At 65.0% G+C, this 15,489-nt stretch carries 18 protein-coding genes; 6 read left to right on the top strand and 12 right to left on the bottom strand.

What is annotated here, in order from left to right:
• Window positions 1-7: 7 nt before the first annotated feature.
• The 4 genes from ACE3TY_RS17335 to ACE3TY_RS17350 form a co-directional block, all read right to left on the bottom strand.
• Window positions 8-379 carry a PilZ domain-containing protein gene (locus ACE3TY_RS17335; protein ID WP_374655258.1) on the bottom strand — a complete coding sequence of 124 codons (372 nt, stop codon included), beginning with the start codon at window positions 377-379 and terminating at the stop codon, window positions 8-10.
• Between the two features lie 170 nt (window positions 380-549).
• Complete coding sequence (locus ACE3TY_RS17340) at window positions 550-924, bottom strand: hypothetical protein (protein WP_374655260.1); 375 nt, start codon at window positions 922-924, stop codon at window positions 550-552.
• Between the two features lie 114 nt (window positions 925-1,038).
• Window positions 1,039-2,802: an ArnT family glycosyltransferase gene (locus ACE3TY_RS17345; protein WP_374655262.1), complete on the bottom strand. Its 1,764-nt coding sequence runs from the start codon at window positions 2,800-2,802 to the stop codon at window positions 1,039-1,041.
• Window positions 2,803-2,837: 35 nt separating this feature from the next.
• Window positions 2,838-3,521: a glutathione S-transferase family protein gene (locus ACE3TY_RS17350; RefSeq protein ID WP_374655264.1), complete on the bottom strand. Its 684-nt coding sequence runs from the start codon at window positions 3,519-3,521 to the stop codon at window positions 2,838-2,840.
• 223 nt (window positions 3,522-3,744) lie between these two features.
• Here ACE3TY_RS17350 and ACE3TY_RS17355 point away from each other — a divergent pair, with 223 nt between their 5' ends.
• From ACE3TY_RS17355 to ACE3TY_RS17370, 4 genes are all read left to right on the top strand, one after another.
• A complete protein-coding gene (locus ACE3TY_RS17355; protein WP_374655266.1) occupies window positions 3,745-5,241 on the top strand; it encodes a M17 family metallopeptidase in 1,497 nt (498 codons plus the stop codon).
• Between the two features lie 311 nt (window positions 5,242-5,552).
• Complete coding sequence (locus ACE3TY_RS17360; RefSeq protein ID WP_374655268.1) at window positions 5,553-6,050, top strand: PAS domain-containing protein; 498 nt, start codon at window positions 5,553-5,555, stop codon at window positions 6,048-6,050.
• Between the two features lie 244 nt (window positions 6,051-6,294).
• Complete coding sequence (locus tag ACE3TY_RS17365) at window positions 6,295-6,795, top strand: hypothetical protein (RefSeq protein ID WP_374655270.1); 501 nt, start codon at window positions 6,295-6,297, stop codon at window positions 6,793-6,795.
• Window positions 6,796-6,818: 23 nt separating this feature from the next.
• Complete coding sequence (locus tag ACE3TY_RS17370; RefSeq protein ID WP_374655272.1) at window positions 6,819-7,121, top strand: YkgJ family cysteine cluster protein; 303 nt, start codon at window positions 6,819-6,821, stop codon at window positions 7,119-7,121.
• Here ACE3TY_RS17370 and ACE3TY_RS17375 read toward each other — a convergent pair.
• Both ACE3TY_RS17375 and ACE3TY_RS17380 read right to left on the bottom strand, forming a co-directional pair.
• Window positions 7,118-7,831 carry a hypothetical protein gene (locus tag ACE3TY_RS17375; protein ID WP_374655274.1) on the bottom strand — a complete coding sequence of 238 codons (714 nt, stop codon included), beginning with the start codon at window positions 7,829-7,831 and terminating at the stop codon, window positions 7,118-7,120. The two genes, ACE3TY_RS17370 and ACE3TY_RS17375, sit on opposite strands and share 4 nt — an antisense overlap.
• Entirely contained in the window at window positions 7,828-8,769 is a 942-nt protein-coding gene (locus tag ACE3TY_RS17380) for a transcriptional regulator GcvA (protein WP_374655276.1), read from the bottom strand. The genes ACE3TY_RS17375 and ACE3TY_RS17380 overlap by 4 nt, the downstream gene beginning before the upstream one ends.
• A 164-nt stretch (window positions 8,770-8,933) precedes the next feature.
• On the opposite strand from ACE3TY_RS17380, the gene ACE3TY_RS17385 reads away from it, so the two are divergent.
• Complete coding sequence (locus ACE3TY_RS17385; RefSeq protein WP_374655278.1) at window positions 8,934-9,176, top strand: DUF1127 domain-containing protein; 243 nt, start codon at window positions 8,934-8,936, stop codon at window positions 9,174-9,176.
• A gap of 254 nt (window positions 9,177-9,430) precedes the next feature.
• The gene (locus tag ACE3TY_RS17390; RefSeq protein ID WP_374655280.1) at window positions 9,431-9,940 is read left to right on the top strand and encodes a DinB family protein; all 510 of its coding nucleotides are present in this window, start codon (window positions 9,431-9,433) and stop codon (window positions 9,938-9,940) included.
• Here the strand turns inward: ACE3TY_RS17390 and ACE3TY_RS17395 are convergent.
• From ACE3TY_RS17395 to ACE3TY_RS17420, 6 genes are all read right to left on the bottom strand, one after another.
• On the bottom strand, window positions 9,937-10,452 hold the full coding sequence (locus tag ACE3TY_RS17395) for a class I SAM-dependent methyltransferase (RefSeq protein WP_374655282.1): 516 nt from the start codon (window positions 10,450-10,452) through the stop codon (window positions 9,937-9,939). The two genes, ACE3TY_RS17390 and ACE3TY_RS17395, sit on opposite strands and share 4 nt — an antisense overlap.
• A gap of 293 nt (window positions 10,453-10,745) precedes the next feature.
• Entirely contained in the window at window positions 10,746-11,726 is a 981-nt protein-coding gene (locus ACE3TY_RS17400; RefSeq protein ID WP_374655284.1) for an NADPH:quinone oxidoreductase family protein, read from the bottom strand.
• Window positions 11,727-11,884: 158 nt separating this feature from the next.
• On the bottom strand, window positions 11,885-12,226 hold the full coding sequence (locus ACE3TY_RS17405) for a hypothetical protein (protein WP_374655286.1): 342 nt from the start codon (window positions 12,224-12,226) through the stop codon (window positions 11,885-11,887).
• A gap of 144 nt (window positions 12,227-12,370) precedes the next feature.
• Window positions 12,371-13,645, bottom strand: coding sequence for a cystathionine gamma-synthase family protein (locus ACE3TY_RS17410; RefSeq protein ID WP_374655288.1), 1,275 nt, complete (start codon window positions 13,643-13,645; stop codon window positions 12,371-12,373).
• Between the two features lie 117 nt (window positions 13,646-13,762).
• Window positions 13,763-14,824, bottom strand: a complete 1,062-nt coding sequence (locus tag ACE3TY_RS17415) for an asparaginase (RefSeq protein WP_374655290.1) — start codon at window positions 14,822-14,824, stop codon at window positions 13,763-13,765.
• Between the two features lie 68 nt (window positions 14,825-14,892).
• Window positions 14,893-15,468 carry an ABATE domain-containing protein gene (locus ACE3TY_RS17420; RefSeq protein ID WP_374655292.1) on the bottom strand — a complete coding sequence of 192 codons (576 nt, stop codon included), beginning with the start codon at window positions 15,466-15,468 and terminating at the stop codon, window positions 14,893-14,895.
• Window positions 15,469-15,489 lie beyond the last annotated feature (21 nt).

Genomic DNA, 15,489 nt, shown 5'->3' on the forward strand with positions numbered 1-15,489 from the left:
GGCCAGCTCAGGCAGGGTTGCGCTCGCGGCGCTGGAAGCGCTTGGAAAAGCCGCGCTCGAAGAAATCGTAGATGGCCGGGCTCATCTGCTCGAACTTCACCGCCAGGCGCCGGTTCTCCCGGTCGTTGCGCACGACCTTGGCGTCGAGCTTCATCTCGAACTCGGCATGTTCGTCCTTGATCTTGATCTCGATCGAGACCGGCATCTCGACCAGCAGGTGCCCGTCGTAATTCTCGATGAGGAGGCCGCCCAGCGACCAGTTCAGCGTATCGCAAATCTGCCCGGCGACGCGCACGGTGAAGACGGGAAGCGGCATGCGCTTGTCGCGCCGGTGTTCGGCGCCGCGGACCGTCGTGAAACCCATGGTGAAGCTGGTCATGCGCGTCCCTCTGCTGTCGGTGCCGGAACTGGCGCGGCTCCATCTCTGGAATAGTGTAGCAGATGCGCCGAATCGCGCACCAGCCGCGCTTTGCCGCAAAAAAAAGACCGGACCCTGGAGAGGGGTCCGGCTGGACAGTTGGAGTTCCGGTGCAAGCGCCCGGCGGCGCCTCAGCGCGCGGCGCGATTATGGAAGTTGAAGCTGCGTTCGAAGAAATCGAGGATGGTGGGTGTCAGGCGCTGGAATTTGAGGGCCAATTCGCGTTTTTCCAGGTCGTGACGGATGACCAGTGCCTCGATCGTCAGCCCGTCTTCGTCGCGCGCCTCCCGGCGCATATCGGCCTTGACCTGGACATTGATCAGAATCGACATTCCCTGGAACAGATACCCGTTATAATTGCCAACAAGGATGCCGCCCAGCGACCAGTTTATGCTGTCGTAACGCTCCTGTCCGACCTTCACGGAAAAGACCGGCAGGCGCAGTCTCTTGTCCCTGCGATGGTCGAAATGACCGGCTTTCCTGTATCCGACCGTATAGGTCCGCATTAAGCATATCCTTAAACGAGATACATCCAGAGTGCATTACGAAATAGTTCCTATAACCCGGCCTGGCAAGGATAAACTGCCGGCCGAGCGATATTTCATTTTGCGGAAATTTAGCTAAAAGTTGCTATTGAGCGTGGCCCCGTCGGTAGCCAACACGGCGGAAGCCGGCCAGATCGCAACCCAGCGGTCGCGGGCGACGCCGCGGTAATAGGGCAAAGCCGGCAGGCGCAAGGGCGAGCCATCGAAATAGCTGACGATGACACCGGCCGGATTGGCCCGGGCCCAGGCGATCGCCGCATCCCGGTCGGGGAGGGAGATCGGCGCTGCCGAAAGGCGGCCGTAAAAGTCGAATTCGCCGCGATAGGGACCGTAGACGGCCAGCGGCTGGCCAGCATCTTCCAGCTCCTTCATCCGTTCGGCGACCGGTTCCAGGTCGAAGAACTGGCGCAGGTTGAACGGAAACTCGATATTGACGCAGGTCATCAGCAGCACGGGCAGCGTCGCCACCTGGATGGTGCGCGAAAGAAGATGCATCGGCGAAAGCTGTGCGATGCCGTAACCAGCCACCAGCAGCACCAGCCCCGACGTCATGCCGATGCCGCCGATCCAGATCGGTAGCGGTACGTCGAAGACCTGCCGCCACAGCGCATCGAGATGCGCCGTCGGCACGATGTTCATCAGGAAGAAGAAAAGACCCAGCAGCAGCGCCAGCAATGCCGGCACGATGGCATGGAAATCCTTGGCGCGAATCTCCTGCGTCGCCAGCAGCCGGGCGCCCAGCAGCGACAAGGGCAGCACGATATAGATCATGCCCTGCATCTGCCAGCCGCTGACAAGGCCGCCTGCCACGGTTGCGGCGAGGAAGGCCAGGCACAGGCGGAAGCTGCGTCCGGCACGCCCGCGCAGCTGTTTCTCCAGCGCGCGCCACAATGTTTTCCAGCAGATCCATGGATAAAGCAGGGCCGGCGCCAGGACCAGCGACCAGATCTCGCGGCGGCTGGCTTCGGTGGCCGGCAGCAGCCAGCCATTGCCGAAGCTCAGATATCCTGCCTCGATCCCGTTGCGGCGCAGCCAGCTCGTCCAGGCGATCCAGCAGCCGATGGCGGGCAGGAAACTCAACAGCAGCGGCACATGCCAGCTGGGGACGAAGCCTGGCGCTACGCGCGCCGGCCCGGTGCCGTTGCGCCCGCGCCGCGGCGCCAGGGCGGCGATGAGCGGCAGCATCGCCCAGGTCATGATGCCGATGGAAAACAGGCTCGCCAGCAAGGCGGCAGCGAACACCGCCCACCACAGCGGCCGGCGCCTGCCCTGGTCCTCGCCATGCCACAGGCGCGTTACCGCATGGAAACCGGCGGCGGTGAAGAACAGGCCCAGCGGCTCGGCCTGCACCATGGTGGCGATGAGCGCAAAGGCGATGACGCCGGAAAGCAGGATGCGTGCATAAAGCTCCGTCATCCGCCGGTGCGGCCACAGAATCAAGGCGGTGCGTCCGGCCAGCCACAGCGTGCCCAGGCTGCAGGCGACGCTGAGGATGCGCGGCCACAGATCGCCGATACCCAACACCTGCCAGCCCAGCAGGATGGTCCAGAGATGCAGCGGCGGTTGATCGCCGCTGCCGGTGCCGATATGCAGCGGCATCCAGATCTGGTTCTGCCACATGTGCCAGGCGGCGGCGAGGCTTTCCAGTTCGGCCGGTGCCGTCGGCGGCCGGCCGAACAGCGCGCCCAGCACGACGATGAGCCATAGCAGGAAGGGTGCCGCGAATCCCCAGCGCAGGAAGGCGGCACTCGGTCCGGCCATCTCGTCGGTGCCGATCGCCAGATTCCCCTCGCCAGCCTTGCCCTCGCCAACCTGCCGGATGTCTTCATCCTGTGCCATGCGCCTTGCCACCGCCCGCCTGCTCGCTCTTTCGCTTAGTCCGCCTTCTGGAACACATCGAAATGGATGATGGCGGTTTCCTGCAGGGCCGCCGCCTCCCATTCCTTGAAGCCGGGCCAGGCGAAGACGGCCTCGCAATATTGCTGGCTGACATCGTCCAGGGCCACGCCATAGGTGCGAAAGCGTGTCGCCACGGGAGCGAACATGGCATCGGCGACGCTGAACGCACCCAGCAGGAACGGGCCCTTGCCATTGGCGCCGCGTTCACCGAAACGCTCGCGCGCTTCGTTCCAGATCGACGTCACGCGTGCGATCTGATCGGTCACCAGATGCGCCCGCGATTCGTGCCGGCGGTCGCGGGCCAGGTCCATGGGCATGTTCTGGCGCAGGGCGGCAAAACCGGCATGCATCTCGCTGGCGATGGCGCGGCCGAAGGCGCGCGCCTCGCGGTCTTCCGGCCACAGATGCGCCGCCGGTGCCAGCTCCGCCAGATATTCGCAGATGGCAAGGCTCTCCCACACCTTGATGGCGCCATGCAGCAGGACCGGCACGGTCCCGCTCGGCGAATAAAGGCGGATATGCCGATAGGTATCGTCGGTGCGCAGCGGAATGATCACTTCGCGGTAGGGAAGCCCCGCGGCCTTGAGCGCCAGATAGGGCCGCAGCGACCAGGACGAATAATTCTTGCTGCCGACGATCAAGGTGATTTCGCTTGCCATATGGTCCTGCCGGTTCCCCCGATTTCAGAATGCCGGTCATCATAGGCGAAGTCCGGCATCTGTGAACCCTGCCCGGCTTTCCATCCCCCGGCTTTCCATCCCCCGGCTTCCCATCCCCCGGCTTCCCACCCCCCGTGTTCCCACCCCCCCGTGACGGCAGGCGTGGGCTGGGGCTAAGATCGCGCCCGAATCGACATCCATTTCATTCTCGAGGACCACGATCTTGCTCGATCATCTCGTTGCGCGCGCCGGCAAAGCCACCCTTATCCTGCCCCTGACCGAAAAAGCGCTGGGACTGTGGCAGAAGACGCAATCGCCCGCCGTCCAGGCCTGGATCAAGGCCGCCGGCTACAAGGCCAAACCCGGCAGCTTCCTGCTGCTGCCGGATGATGGCGGCCGGGCAGGCCATTTCCTGGCGGGTGTCGAGGATGGTATCGACCGCTGGTCGCTGGCGGCCCTGCCGGCGGCCCTCCCCGAGGGTGTCTATCAACTGGCCGAGGACCAGCTGTCGCCGGGCCAGGCAACGGCCCATGCCTTCGCCTGGGCGATGGGCTGCTACCGCTTTGCCCGCTACCGCTCCGACGCCAGGCATTTCTCCAGCCTGGTCTGGCCGAAGGCCGCCGACAGGGAAGCGGTCGCGCGCGCCGTCCGCGCCATCGGCCTGGGGCGCGATCTCATCAACACGCCGGCCGAACATATGGGGCCGGCGGATCTCGCCAAAGCGGTGGCGAAGGTAGGCGCCGCGCACAAGGCCAAGGTCACGACCATCGTCGGCGACGCGCTTCTGAAGCAGAATTATCCGACCATCCATGCCGTCGGCCGCGCCGCGGCGCCCGAGCGCGCGCCGCGCCTCATCGACCTCAGCTGGAAGGGGCCGGGCGGCGACAAAGGCCCGCTGCTGACGCTGGTCGGCAAAGGCGTTTGCTTCGACACGGGCGGGCTCGACCTCAAGCCCCGCTCCGGCATGATGATGATGAAGAAGGATATGGGCGGTGCCGCCTCCGTCCTCTCCCTGGCGCAGATGATCATGGAAGCCAGGCTTCCCCTGCGCCTGCGCCTGATGATCCCGGCGGTGGAGAATTCCGTCTCTGGCAATTCCATCCGGCCGCTCGACGTGGTGAAGACCAGGAAGGGCCTCACGGTTGAAATCAACGACACCGATGCCGAAGGGCGTCTCATCCTGGGCGACGCGCTGGCCGAAGCGGACGCGCAGAAGCCCGATCTCATCATCGACATGGCAACGCTCACCGGTGCCGCGCGCGTGGCGCTGGGCCCTGACCTGCCGGTGCTCTTTGCCAATGACGACGATCTGGCCGAAAGCCTGCTGCGCCATGGCCGGGCCGAGGGCGATCCCCTGTGGCGCCTGCCCTTGTGGAAGCCCTATCGCCGCATGCTGGACAGCAAGGTGGCCGACATCGCCAATTGCGAACCCGGCAGCTTCGGCGGCGCCATCACCGCGGCGCTGTACCTGGCTGAATTCGTTTCGGCCTCGACCAAATGGATGCATATCGACACCTATGGCTGGACCGCCGGCCTTGGCGCGGGCCGCCCCGATGGCGGCGAGCCGCTTGCCATCCGCGGCCTTTTCGCCTTCGTCGAGGATTGGCTGAAACAGGCGACGAAAGCGCCGATCCTGCCGCGCCGGCCAGCCCCGCGCGTCAAGCCGGCGGCCCGGGCTGCCGCGAAACGGCCGCTGCCGCGACCGCGTCCGCGGCGCTGACATTTCGCCCCTGATTTTCGTTTTGCCGCATCATCTTGATTTGCGTATGGCGCGGTTTGCTTAACGGGCATTCCTGGATCCGGGGCGCGCCGATACCGGCATGTGTCGCAAATGCTTCGACGCGCGGGATATTCCGCGCCGATGGGGCGCGTCGCCGATGGTTAATGAAGGCCGCAGCCAGCCAGCGCCAAACTGCAAACTAACGCATTAAAATGTTGCACTTTTTTCGGTCCGCCCCCGTATAAACCAGTGTCTCCGCGTTAGGATGAAGCTGGCGTGCTCATATCTGAATATATCCTCCGGGCCGGGCTTTGACGGCGAAACCCCAGATCGACACGGTGGAAGCGGCGCCAGATCCTGACTGGCTGGGCGAGGTCCATCCCGACATCGTGACCGTCTATCGCTACTGGCGGGAAAAAGCCGCCGGGCGCGTCATGCCGGCCCGTGCCGATATCGACCCGGCCGATCTCGTGCGCTACCTGCCCAGCCTGATGCTGGTCGATGTCGTGCCCGGCGCCGAGCGGCCCCACTACACCTACCGCCTGGTCGGCACGCGCGAGGTCGCGGTGCGCGGCAGCGATCCCACCGGCAAGCCGGTCGCCACCCATTGCTTCGGCCGGTCGGCCGCCGATGCTTTCGAAAATTACGACCGGGTCGTCGCCAGCCGCGCGCCCCGGATCGACCGGGCGCATCTCCTTTCATTCGATGCCATGATCCTGGACGGCGACAAGCTGTTTCTCCCCTTGTCGGGCGATGGCCTGCATGTCGATATGATCCTGGTCTTCACGGTGCAAGAAAAGCTTCGATAAGGCGCCTTCACGCAACATGTGTTAGATCAAGCGCTTGATCGAGTTAACTATATATAAGTTAACTCCTGGTCCGGTAGGCGCTGGCCTATTGTCAAGCATCTGAAACAAGGCCCGATTCCGGTCCGCTTATCCGTCCGGCGCGCTGCGCGCAATTCTCCTCAAATGCCCGATAACGCATTAATTCGCCTAGCTATCTGGGTGAATATGCCCAACATACGACATGCAGCGTCAAAAGGATTTCTATATGACAAGTACATTATTGTATGAGTCCGTTCCCGCCGAAGGCAGGCCGCCATCGCCGCCCTGGATGTTCGAGGCGACGGTGGAAATGCAGGAGCTGTACGAAGACTGGCGCGTGCTGGCCGGCGACAGGCCCCTGCCGGCCCTCGCCGATCTCGATCTGCCAGCCCTGGCCGGGCGTTTCGCCGGCCTGATCCTTGCCAAGGCGGCGCCGGGCCAGGATCCCCATGCCTATCTATTTCATCCGCTCTTCGATGCGGCTGCGATCGTCTGCGGGACCTCGCGCGGGCTCGATCCGGCCCTTTTCCAGCATATTCCGGTCACCGGCTGCCGGGTCGCCGCCATCAAGCGGGCGCCGCTCGCCGACCGCATCAGCCAGCTCTCCAGCGATGGCATGGCGATCGACTGCGATATCGTCTACCTGCCGCTGGCCCCGGATGGCGGCCAGGTCGACGCCATTCTCATCCTGGCGGTGGAAATGCTGCCCGCGGATTTCGTTTTCTGAAGGGTTTGCGCTATAGGGCGTTCATGAGCGCCGCCGATCCATCCCCTTGCCAGAATTGCGGCGCCTGCTGCGCCTACGACGCATCCTGGCCACGTTTCTCCCTGGAAGCGGAAGAAGACCTGGCCCTCATCCCCGAACATCTCGTGGCCGCCGACAAAAGCGGCATGCGCTGCCCGGACGATCGCTGCGCGGCCCTTGCCGGCGAGATCGGCAAGGCGGTCGGCTGCACCATCTATGGCCTCAGGCCCGATGTCTGCCGCGCCTGCCAGCCGGGCGATGCCGAATGCAACATGGCGCGCGTGAAATACGGTTTCGCGCCGATCTAGGGTGTGAGCTCGAACACGGTTTGCGCGCGCCCGAGGTCGATGAGCTCCGTCTGCATCGCCTGCAGCCTGCCCTGAAAGGCGATGAGCAGCACGATGGCGCCCCGGAAATCGGGGCCGAGGATGCGGGCGCGGTCCTGCAGGTCCATGCTCCAGAAATCGAGATAGTCGGCATCCGACAGAACCAGCGGGTCCGGCAGGCGTGCCTTCGCTGCCGGATCGGCGACGATGACGATGGCATCGCCTGGCCGCTCCCTCCGCGTCACGATGCGGGTCGGCTTGCCGAAATTGGCTTCGATCATGGCCAGCGTCTCAGCCGTGCCGGCGGCATCGGCCGGCGCATCCATCGGCTTGCGGCTGCGGATCCAGAAGGCGCGCCGCCCGTCCGCCCGGCTCGAGAAATAGATCTCCATCCGCTCGTGGACTGGATCCAGCTCGGCCCCTTCTTGCGCATCCTGTGCCGTCAGCTTGCCGATCTTCAGCGTGGTGGCGATGTGATAGCTCGGCCATTCGTTGAGCACGCTGCCGATCAAGCGGTCGGCGAGCTTCTCCTGATAGATCCCCTCCAGGAACTCGCCGTTGAATTCCGCCTCCAGCGGCATGTCGAGCGGGATGTTGTTGATGCGCCAGGCCGAAGCCTGGATGGGCGGCTCCTGCGCGGCGGCGGCGCCCATCGTCATCATCAGGCAGGCAATTATCCAGCGCGGCATCATCTCACACCCTCCCTGATCCTGCCGGGCGCCGTGGCCTTGTCGCGGAAGGCCGTCATCTGGCCCAGCATCCAGTCGCGGAAGGCCTTCACCTTCGCCTGGCGCAGGGCGCCCTTGCCAAAGATCAGGTAATAGCCGGTTTCCAGCACGACCGTCTGCGGAAAGGGCTGCACCAGCCGCCCGCTCCTCAGATCGTCGCCGGCCAGCATCGTATTGCCGAGCGCGATGCCGAGGCCATCGATCGCCGCCTGGATCATCAGGTTCGAATAATTGAAGGTGAGGTTGGTCTTGAGTTCCAGGTCCGGGACGCCGGCCGCCGCCAGCCAGCGCGGCCAGAAGTCGAACTGCGCGCGCCGCCAGTCCATGTCCGAGATGAGCGAGAAGCGGGCGAGGTCGCGCGGTTCCTTCAAGGGCTGGGCCCCGTCCATGATGCTGGGTGCGCAGACCGGGAAGACCTCGTCCTGCAGCAGCAGCTCGGTCTCCACCCCTGGCCAGTGCCCCCGGCCGTAACGGATGCCGATATCGACATCCCCCTCGCCCACGGGGTCGAGCCGGTCGGTGGCGGAAATGCGGACCTCGATCTCAGGGTGCCGTGCCTGGAAATCATAAAGCCGGGGCACCAGCCATTTGGACGCGAAAGAAGGGAGGGCGCTCACGGTGAGTGGCCCGCCGCCGGGGAAGAGGCGCATCTCGGCCGAGGCTTCGGCCAGCTGGTGAAAGGCGGCGCGCACCGGCGGCAGGAAGCGCCGCCCGGCCTCCGTGAGGGAGAGCGAACGCGCACCGCGCTCGAACAGGCTCACCCCCAGCCATTCCTCCAGCGCCTTGATCTGGTGGCTGATGGCGCTGTGGGTGACGTTGAGCTCGTCGGCGGCCTTGGTGAAGCTCAAATGGCGCGCCGCGCATTCAAAATAGCGCACGGCTTTCAAGGGTGGCAGGCGCATGGGCAGGGCTTCCCTAATGGAATCAAGGGCCGGGTGGAATCGCTCCGGCCATGCTTGATCTCAGCTAACAGAACAAGTGAGAAACGGTCGTTTGTGTCCGCGGCAATGCAAGCATAACTTCACCTCAACGGCAATGGTGCCGGTTAGGAAAATGTGAGGATACAATGACTCAGATCAGCTTGTTTTCCGGGTCGACCGCCTCATCGCAGCGTGGCACCCGCTTCTCTTCCGATCCGCTGGCCCCGGTGGCCAGGCTGGGGGCCATCGTCGTCGCCTTCCAGGAATGGCAGGAGCGCCGCCGCACGCGCCGGGACCTAATGCGCCTCACCGACTACCAGCTCAAGGATATCGGCCTGTCGCGGCTGGATGCCGAGGAAGAGTTTTCAAAGCCGTTCTGGCGCCCGTGAGATGCCGCCCATGCGGACGCTCTTCCCGTGGGCGCTCCTCCGGCCGGCGCCAGCGGCTATTCGAGACACCGCCCTGATTCCAGCGGATCACGGCAGTGGCCGGCATCCCACCCCGACCCATTGGGGGGATGCCCTTTGGACCGAACCCCCATTCGGTCCATCCCTGGAGACTTGACGCCATCGGTCCGGGCCCCCCGCCTGGCCGATGGCGCATTTTTTGGTCTTCCCCCAGTTTGGTCTTCCTCTAGGCTGACATGATGAAAAGCCATTTCCAGACACTGGCCCGCTACAATGGCTGGGCCAACCGCCGCCTCTATGCGGCCGTGGGCGCATTGCCGGCGGCCGAGATCGCGGCCCCCCGCACCGGCTTCTTCCCCTCGCTACTGAAGACGCTCAATCATCTCGTCGTCGCCGACCGCATCTGGCTCTCGCGCCTGACGGCGACTCCCGATCCGGACGTGATGGCGCTGGATCAGATCGTGGCGGCGGACTTCGCCGACCTTTCGGCGCGGCGCGCGGCGCTGGACGAGCGCATCATCGGCGTCGTCAACGGCCTGCCGCCGGCGCGCCTTGACGAGATACTCGTCTACAAGACCATGGCGGGCTCGCCTTTCGAGACGCCGGTCGACATGGTCCTGGCGCATATGTTCAATCACCAGACCCATCATCGCGGCCAGGCGCACGGCATGCTGTCCGGCACGCAGGCGCAGCCGCCCTCGCTCGACATGATCGTCTTCCTGCGCGAAGAGCAGGCGGCCGGTTAGGCCGCGTGGTCCAGCTTGCTGCGGCTGTGATTGCGCGACAGCCGGCCGGCTGGGCGCATATAGCGCCACACGCTGGCCGGCGGCAGGTTCTGCAGCACGCGCTCCTCGACTTCGCCGACGATACCGAGGCGGTTGCGCGGCAAGGGCGAGAACAGGCCATAGGTGAATTGAATGAACGGCGCCCCCGGTTCGAGGACGGCGAAGGCCTGTGCCCCGATCCGCAGCTGGATCGATTTCTTCAAGGAGAGCAGCGGCAGGCTGGAGACGATCGCCGCCACGGGAACCACGCCATGCCGCTTCAGCAGCGAGGGCAGATGCAGCGCATCGCCCAGCAGGATTCTGACGCCCGGGAAGCGCTCGACCAGATGCTTGTGCAGCATGGGATCGCGCTCGACGACGACCAGCTGCTCGGGCGGAATGCCGGAAGCCAGGATGGCGCGCGTCACGGCGCCGGTGCCGCCGCCCAGTTCCACGACGAAGCCCTGGGCCCCATGCGGGATCTGCCGTGCCATGGCCGACGCCAGCTCAGGCCCGGACACCGCCACCGCCCCGATACTGCGCGGATTCTTAAGCCACAATTTGAACAGCAGGCGCGAGTCTTTGAGCATCGGCAGCGTGGATGGTTGATCGAAAGCCCTTCTGGCTGAGGGTCAATCTGTCACTTCGGCGGGCCGACGGCAATCCGCTTTGCGCCACCGGCGCGGGAAATCGGGCGATTCGAGGAGCTTGGGGCCCCTCTCCGGGAGAGGGCAGGCTGGGGGACGGGGTCGATGATTGCCGGAAAACAGGGACCGAACGCCGCCCCCTACACCTCCGGCAGCAGCACGATCTTGCCGGCCGAGCGCCGGCCCAGCAGGGTCTCGAACCCTTCCCGCCAGCGGCCGAGCGGCAGGCTATGCGAAACATGGGGCGAGAGCTGCCCGGCGGCGACCATGCCGGACAGCGCCTGGAACGCCTGCGCCATCATCTGCGGCGCGTGCTGGCGGTACGAACCCCAATAGAAACCGAGCACGTCGACATTCTTGACCAGCAGGATATTGGCCGGGATCTGCTGCACCGTCCCGGCGGCAAAGCCGATCACGACCAGCCGCGCATTCCAGGCGACGGCACGCAAGGAGGCTTCGAAAATCTCACCGCCCACCGGATCGTAGACCAGGTCGGCGCCGCGCCCGGCGGTCAGCGCCTTCACGCGCTCGCGCACATCCTCTGTCTTGTAATCGATCGTCTCGTCGGCGCCGTGGCTGGCGGCGATGGCGCATTTATCGGCGCCGCCCGCCGTGGCGATGACATGGGCCCCCAGCGCCTTGCCGATCTCGACGGCGGTCAGGCCGACGCCACCGGCGGCGCCATGCACCAGCAGCGTCTCGCCCCTTTGCAGGCGCGCCTTCCACACCAGCGCTCCATAGGACGTGCCATAGGCGATGGGAAAGCCCGCGGCCTGCGGAAAATCGAGTCCCGCCGGGATGGCGAACGTGTCGGCTTCCTTGGCGACCGCCTTGGCCGCGAAGGCGCCATGATCGACCACCGCCATGACACGCTCGCCGGGCTTCAATCGAGTGACGCCGGCGCCGATGGCTGCCACCGTTCCCGCCAGTTCCAGTCCCGGCACGAAAGGCGGATTGGGCTTCACCTGGTATTTGCCGGCCGTCATCAGCGAATCGGCGAAATTCATGCCGGCGGCGGCTACGTCGATCAGCACTTCGCCGGGCCCCGCTTGGGGATCTGGCATGTCGCCCAGGCGCAGATTCTCGAAACCGTTCGGCTGCTCGCAGATGAGGGCGCGCATCTTCCGTCTTCCTTGCTGCCGCGAAAAGGACCGCGTGCAGATATAGCATGGAAGAAGAATCGAAAAAGATGCCCGCGAAAAAGATGCCCGCGAAAAAGATGCGGGCCGACTTGCATGCCGGGCATCCTTCTCTCGCTTCGCTCAATCCCTCGCTTCGTTCAGTCGAAAAGCGGCACCACGATATTGATCGACGGGCGCTGATAGACCGGCTCGACATAGACGGGGCGCGGCTGCACATAGACGCGTTCGCGCACATAGACCGGCTCGCGCACATGGACTGGCCGCTCGACATAGATCACATCCGGCTCGTCGTAATAACGCACGACTTCCGGATGCTTGTACTGGCCGTAATGATGGCCGTTATCGTGCTTCCAATGATTCTTGTGCTTGCCGTCGGCCAGGGCCGGCGTCGCCGCCGCGGCCATGCCGACAGCCAGCAGCACGGCACCCAGCCGGTAAAGGGTTCCACCTTTTTTGGACGTCGACACTGCGCTGGTCATGTCCCACTCCTCGTTCCTATCCGGCGCATGACGGAAGTCATGGCCCGATTCGGATATTAGTTTCGCGCCGGTGATGTCGCTGTGACCGTTCGGTACGGGTGGCCGCGATGGATTCACGAATGCGTGAGGGGAGGGAGCCGGTTCTCAGATGCCCTCGAGCGCGGCCGCGAGGTCGGCAACGAGATCGTCCGCATTCTCCAGCCCGACCGAGACGCGGATGAGGCTGTCGGTGACGCCGACCTTGTCGCGGATATCCTTGGCGACACCCGAATGCGTGGTCGAGGCCGGGTGCGAGATGAGCGATTCCGTGCCGCCCAGACTCACCGCCAGCGTGAAGAGGTGAAGGTCGTTGAGGAAGCGGAAGGCACCTTCCTGCCCGCTCTTCAAGGTGAAGGAAAAGGTCGACCCGCCAGCGCGGCAGGTCTTCTTGTAGACCTTCTGGTAATTGTCGTGGGTGATGAGGTCGGGGTGATAGACCGCATCGACCTTGGCGTGATCGTTCAGCCAGCGTGCGATCTTCGCGGCACTGTCGCTGGCGCGCTCCATGCGCAGATGCAATGTCTCCAGCGAGCGGCCCAGCATCCAGCTGGAATGCGGGTCGAGCTGCATGCCGAAGGCGCTGCGGATCTTCTTGATCGCGCCGAGATCGCCGGCGCGCCCGATGACGCCCCCCGCCACCAGATCGCTGTGGCCGCCGACATATTTGGTCAGCGAATAGACGATGATGTCGGCGCCATGCTGCAGCGGCTGCTGGAAGATCGGCCCCAGCATCGTGTTGTCGACGACGATCAGCGGCCGCGATCCCTGCCGCTTCTCGATGGCATCCGCCGCCTTCACCACCAGGTCGAAATCGACGATGCCGCAGGTCGGATTGGCCGGGCTCTCGACATAGACGATCGGCACCTTGGTGCCGCTTGTCCGCTCGACCGCCGCCATGATGGACTTTTCGCTCAGGCCCTCCATGAAGCCCACCGCCTTCAGCCCGAATGGCGCCAGCGTGCTCACCAGCAAGGTCTCGGTGCCGCCATAGAGCGGCTGGCTGTGCAGGATCGTGTCGCCCGGCCGTGCGAAGGCCAGGATGGAGGCGGTGATCGCCGCCATGCCGCTGGCGAACATCAGTGCGGCTTCGCCGCCTTCCAGAACGGCGAGCCTCTCCTCGACGATCTGCAGATTCGGATGGTTGAAGCGCGAATAGACCAGCCCCGCATCCTGCGCATTGGGCGGTGTGCGGCGGCCGGAAACATAGTCGAAGAAATCCTTGCCATCCTCGGCCGATCTGAACGCGAAGGTCGAGGTGAGAAAGACGGGCGGCTTCACCGATCCTTCCGACAGGAAGGGATCGTAGCCATAGCTCGTCATCAAGGTTTCGGGGCTGAGCTTCCTGTTGCCGATCGAACGCTGGCGATAGCTGGACTTCATGGCGGCGTCTCCCTCGCTGACCTGCTTTGGCGACCATGATGTCACTGGCGCGCGGCGAGGACCAGATTGATCGCGCTGCACAAACAGGGCCGAAGACTGCGGCGCGTTGCCGCTGACTCAGAACGGCGCGGTCTCGTTGAGGAGCGGCGCCGGCTTGATGGAACCGACCGCCGTGCCGGCCCAGTTCTTCAGCGTCGGCTGCAGGGACTGCTGCAATTGTTCCGCCTGCGCATCATCGATGATGCCGAAATGGTGCAGCACATGGCCCATCACCACCTCGGCGCCGCGGCCATTGCCGTCCTCGACCTTGAGGCAGATGCCCAGCCCCAATTCCGGCAGCGCGCCCATATAGACGCCCTCGGCGCCGGTCTTGATGGCGGCCTTGGTGCCGGTCACCCTCATCACGTCGGTGCAGAAGCGGCCCGTGCCGGCGACGTACCAGGGTTCGTGCGACATGGCGGCAAGGATGCGGGTACAGGCGTCGGCGCGCGCCGCCGGCAGGCCCTTCGTGTCGGCCATCCTGGCCATGCCCAGCGCGTGATATCCCACCGGGATGGCGATGGTGGGAATGCCGCAGCCGTCGATGCCGCGCGGCACGTCGCCCAGATTCTGCCCGCACATCTGTTCGAGAATGCCGAGCAGGCGCTGCTGCACGCTATGCTCATAGCGGATATAGCCCTTGGTCTCTTCCTTGAGATGCACGGCGGTGGCCAGGAAGCCGGTATGCTTGCCCGAGCAATTGTTATGCGCGCGCGTCGGTGCCACGCCGCCGCGCACCATCGCGTGCAGGCTGGGTTCGTGATAGGGATAATGCGGCCCGCATTCGAGGTTTTCGGCATCGAGCCCGATCCGCCCCAGCCAGTCGTTGACCGCATCGACATGACCAGGCTCGCCATTATGCGATGCGCAGGCCAGCGCGATCTCGCGCTCGGTCAGGCCGAACGCGTCGGCGGCACCCGATTCCACCAGCGGGATCGCCAGCAGCGGCTTGATGGAGGAACGGCCGTAGATCGGCTTCTCGATATCGCCCCAGGCCTTCACGACATGGCCGTCCGCATCGACCACGGCGGCGATGGCGCGGTGGCGGCTTTCGACCAGGTTGCCGCGCCACACCTCGACCAGGATCGGGCTGTCGCCTTGCGGCAGGTCGGCATGGATATGCGGATGCAACTGGTTCATGTGGGCACTCTTCACGGCAGCTGGTTTCGCGCACAATGCCTCCGCAAGGGGGCTCCTGGCAACAGCGCCTAGAAGTCGGCGTGCCGGTGGCGGTAACGCTGCACCTTGGCCTTCACGCCGCAATCGCCCATGGCGCACCAGCGCCTGGTCGCGTTGCGGCTGGTGTCGAAAAAGAACCAGCGGCAATCAAGCGCCGGACAGCGCTTGATGCGCAATTGCGCCTCGCCCGTCAGCAGGTCGACGGCATCCGCGATGATGGCCTGGCGCAGCTGAACCAGCGCGCCGCCGGCAGGCAGAAGCCGCGCGCGATGGGCCTCCCGGTCCCAGAAGATTCGCGGCGGCAGGGCCAGGGCCGCCAGCCGGTCCATGTCGGCCTGCATGGGCGACAGGCCCTTGACCAGCGTCTCGAAAATGCGCCGCAGGATGTCGCGCAGATCCAGCATGGCGGCAAGGTCCTCCGCATCCGGTACAGGTTCCAGCGGATGCTGACCCCGCGCTGCCCAGGCGGCCAGGCCTGCCGGATCGCCCAGCCGGTCGGCGGCATCGGGCAGCGCCACCGTGTTGCAGAAAGCCAGCGCCAGCCGGCCGGCGACGAATTCCGATCTGGGTATGCGCGCGGGCAGGTCTTTGTCGATCTGGCTCACAGCTGTAACCATTAAAACTCA

It is taken from the genome of Dongia sp., from assembly GCF_041918875.1.
GTDB lineage: Bacteria > Pseudomonadota > Alphaproteobacteria > Dongiales > Dongiaceae > Dongia.

Coding starts and splice junctions, on each gene's coding strand:
- ACE3TY_RS17335 (WP_374655258.1), bottom strand. CDS start 379: ATGACCAGCTTCACCATGGGTTTCACGACGGTCCGCGGCGCCGAACAC.
- ACE3TY_RS17340 (WP_374655260.1), bottom strand. CDS start 924: ATGCGGACCTATACGGTCGGATACAGGAAAGCCGGTCATTTCGACCAT.
- ACE3TY_RS17345 (WP_374655262.1), bottom strand. CDS start 2,802: ATGGCACAGGATGAAGACATCCGGCAGGTTGGCGAGGGCAAGGCTGGC.
- ACE3TY_RS17350 (WP_374655264.1), bottom strand. CDS start 3,521: ATGGCAAGCGAAATCACCTTGATCGTCGGCAGCAAGAATTATTCGTCC.
- ACE3TY_RS17365 (WP_374655270.1), top strand. CDS start 6,295: ATGACAAGTACATTATTGTATGAGTCCGTTCCCGCCGAAGGCAGGCCG.
- ACE3TY_RS17370 (WP_374655272.1), top strand. CDS start 6,819: ATGAGCGCCGCCGATCCATCCCCTTGCCAGAATTGCGGCGCCTGCTGC.
- ACE3TY_RS17375 (WP_374655274.1), bottom strand. CDS start 7,831: ATGATGCCGCGCTGGATAATTGCCTGCCTGATGATGACGATGGGCGCC.
- ACE3TY_RS17380 (WP_374655276.1), bottom strand. CDS start 8,769: ATGCGCCTGCCACCCTTGAAAGCCGTGCGCTATTTTGAATGCGCGGCG.
- ACE3TY_RS17385 (WP_374655278.1), top strand. CDS start 8,934: ATGACTCAGATCAGCTTGTTTTCCGGGTCGACCGCCTCATCGCAGCGT.
- ACE3TY_RS17390 (WP_374655280.1), top strand. CDS start 9,431: ATGATGAAAAGCCATTTCCAGACACTGGCCCGCTACAATGGCTGGGCC.
- ACE3TY_RS17395 (WP_374655282.1), bottom strand. CDS start 10,452: ATGGCACGGCAGATCCCGCATGGGGCCCAGGGCTTCGTCGTGGAACTG.
- ACE3TY_RS17400 (WP_374655284.1), bottom strand. CDS start 11,726: ATGCGCGCCCTCATCTGCGAGCAGCCGAACGGTTTCGAGAATCTGCGC.
- ACE3TY_RS17405 (WP_374655286.1), bottom strand. CDS start 12,226: ATGACCAGCGCAGTGTCGACGTCCAAAAAAGGTGGAACCCTTTACCGG.
- ACE3TY_RS17410 (WP_374655288.1), bottom strand. CDS start 13,645: ATGAAGTCCAGCTATCGCCAGCGTTCGATCGGCAACAGGAAGCTCAGC.
- ACE3TY_RS17415 (WP_374655290.1), bottom strand. CDS start 14,824: ATGAACCAGTTGCATCCGCATATCCATGCCGACCTGCCGCAAGGCGAC.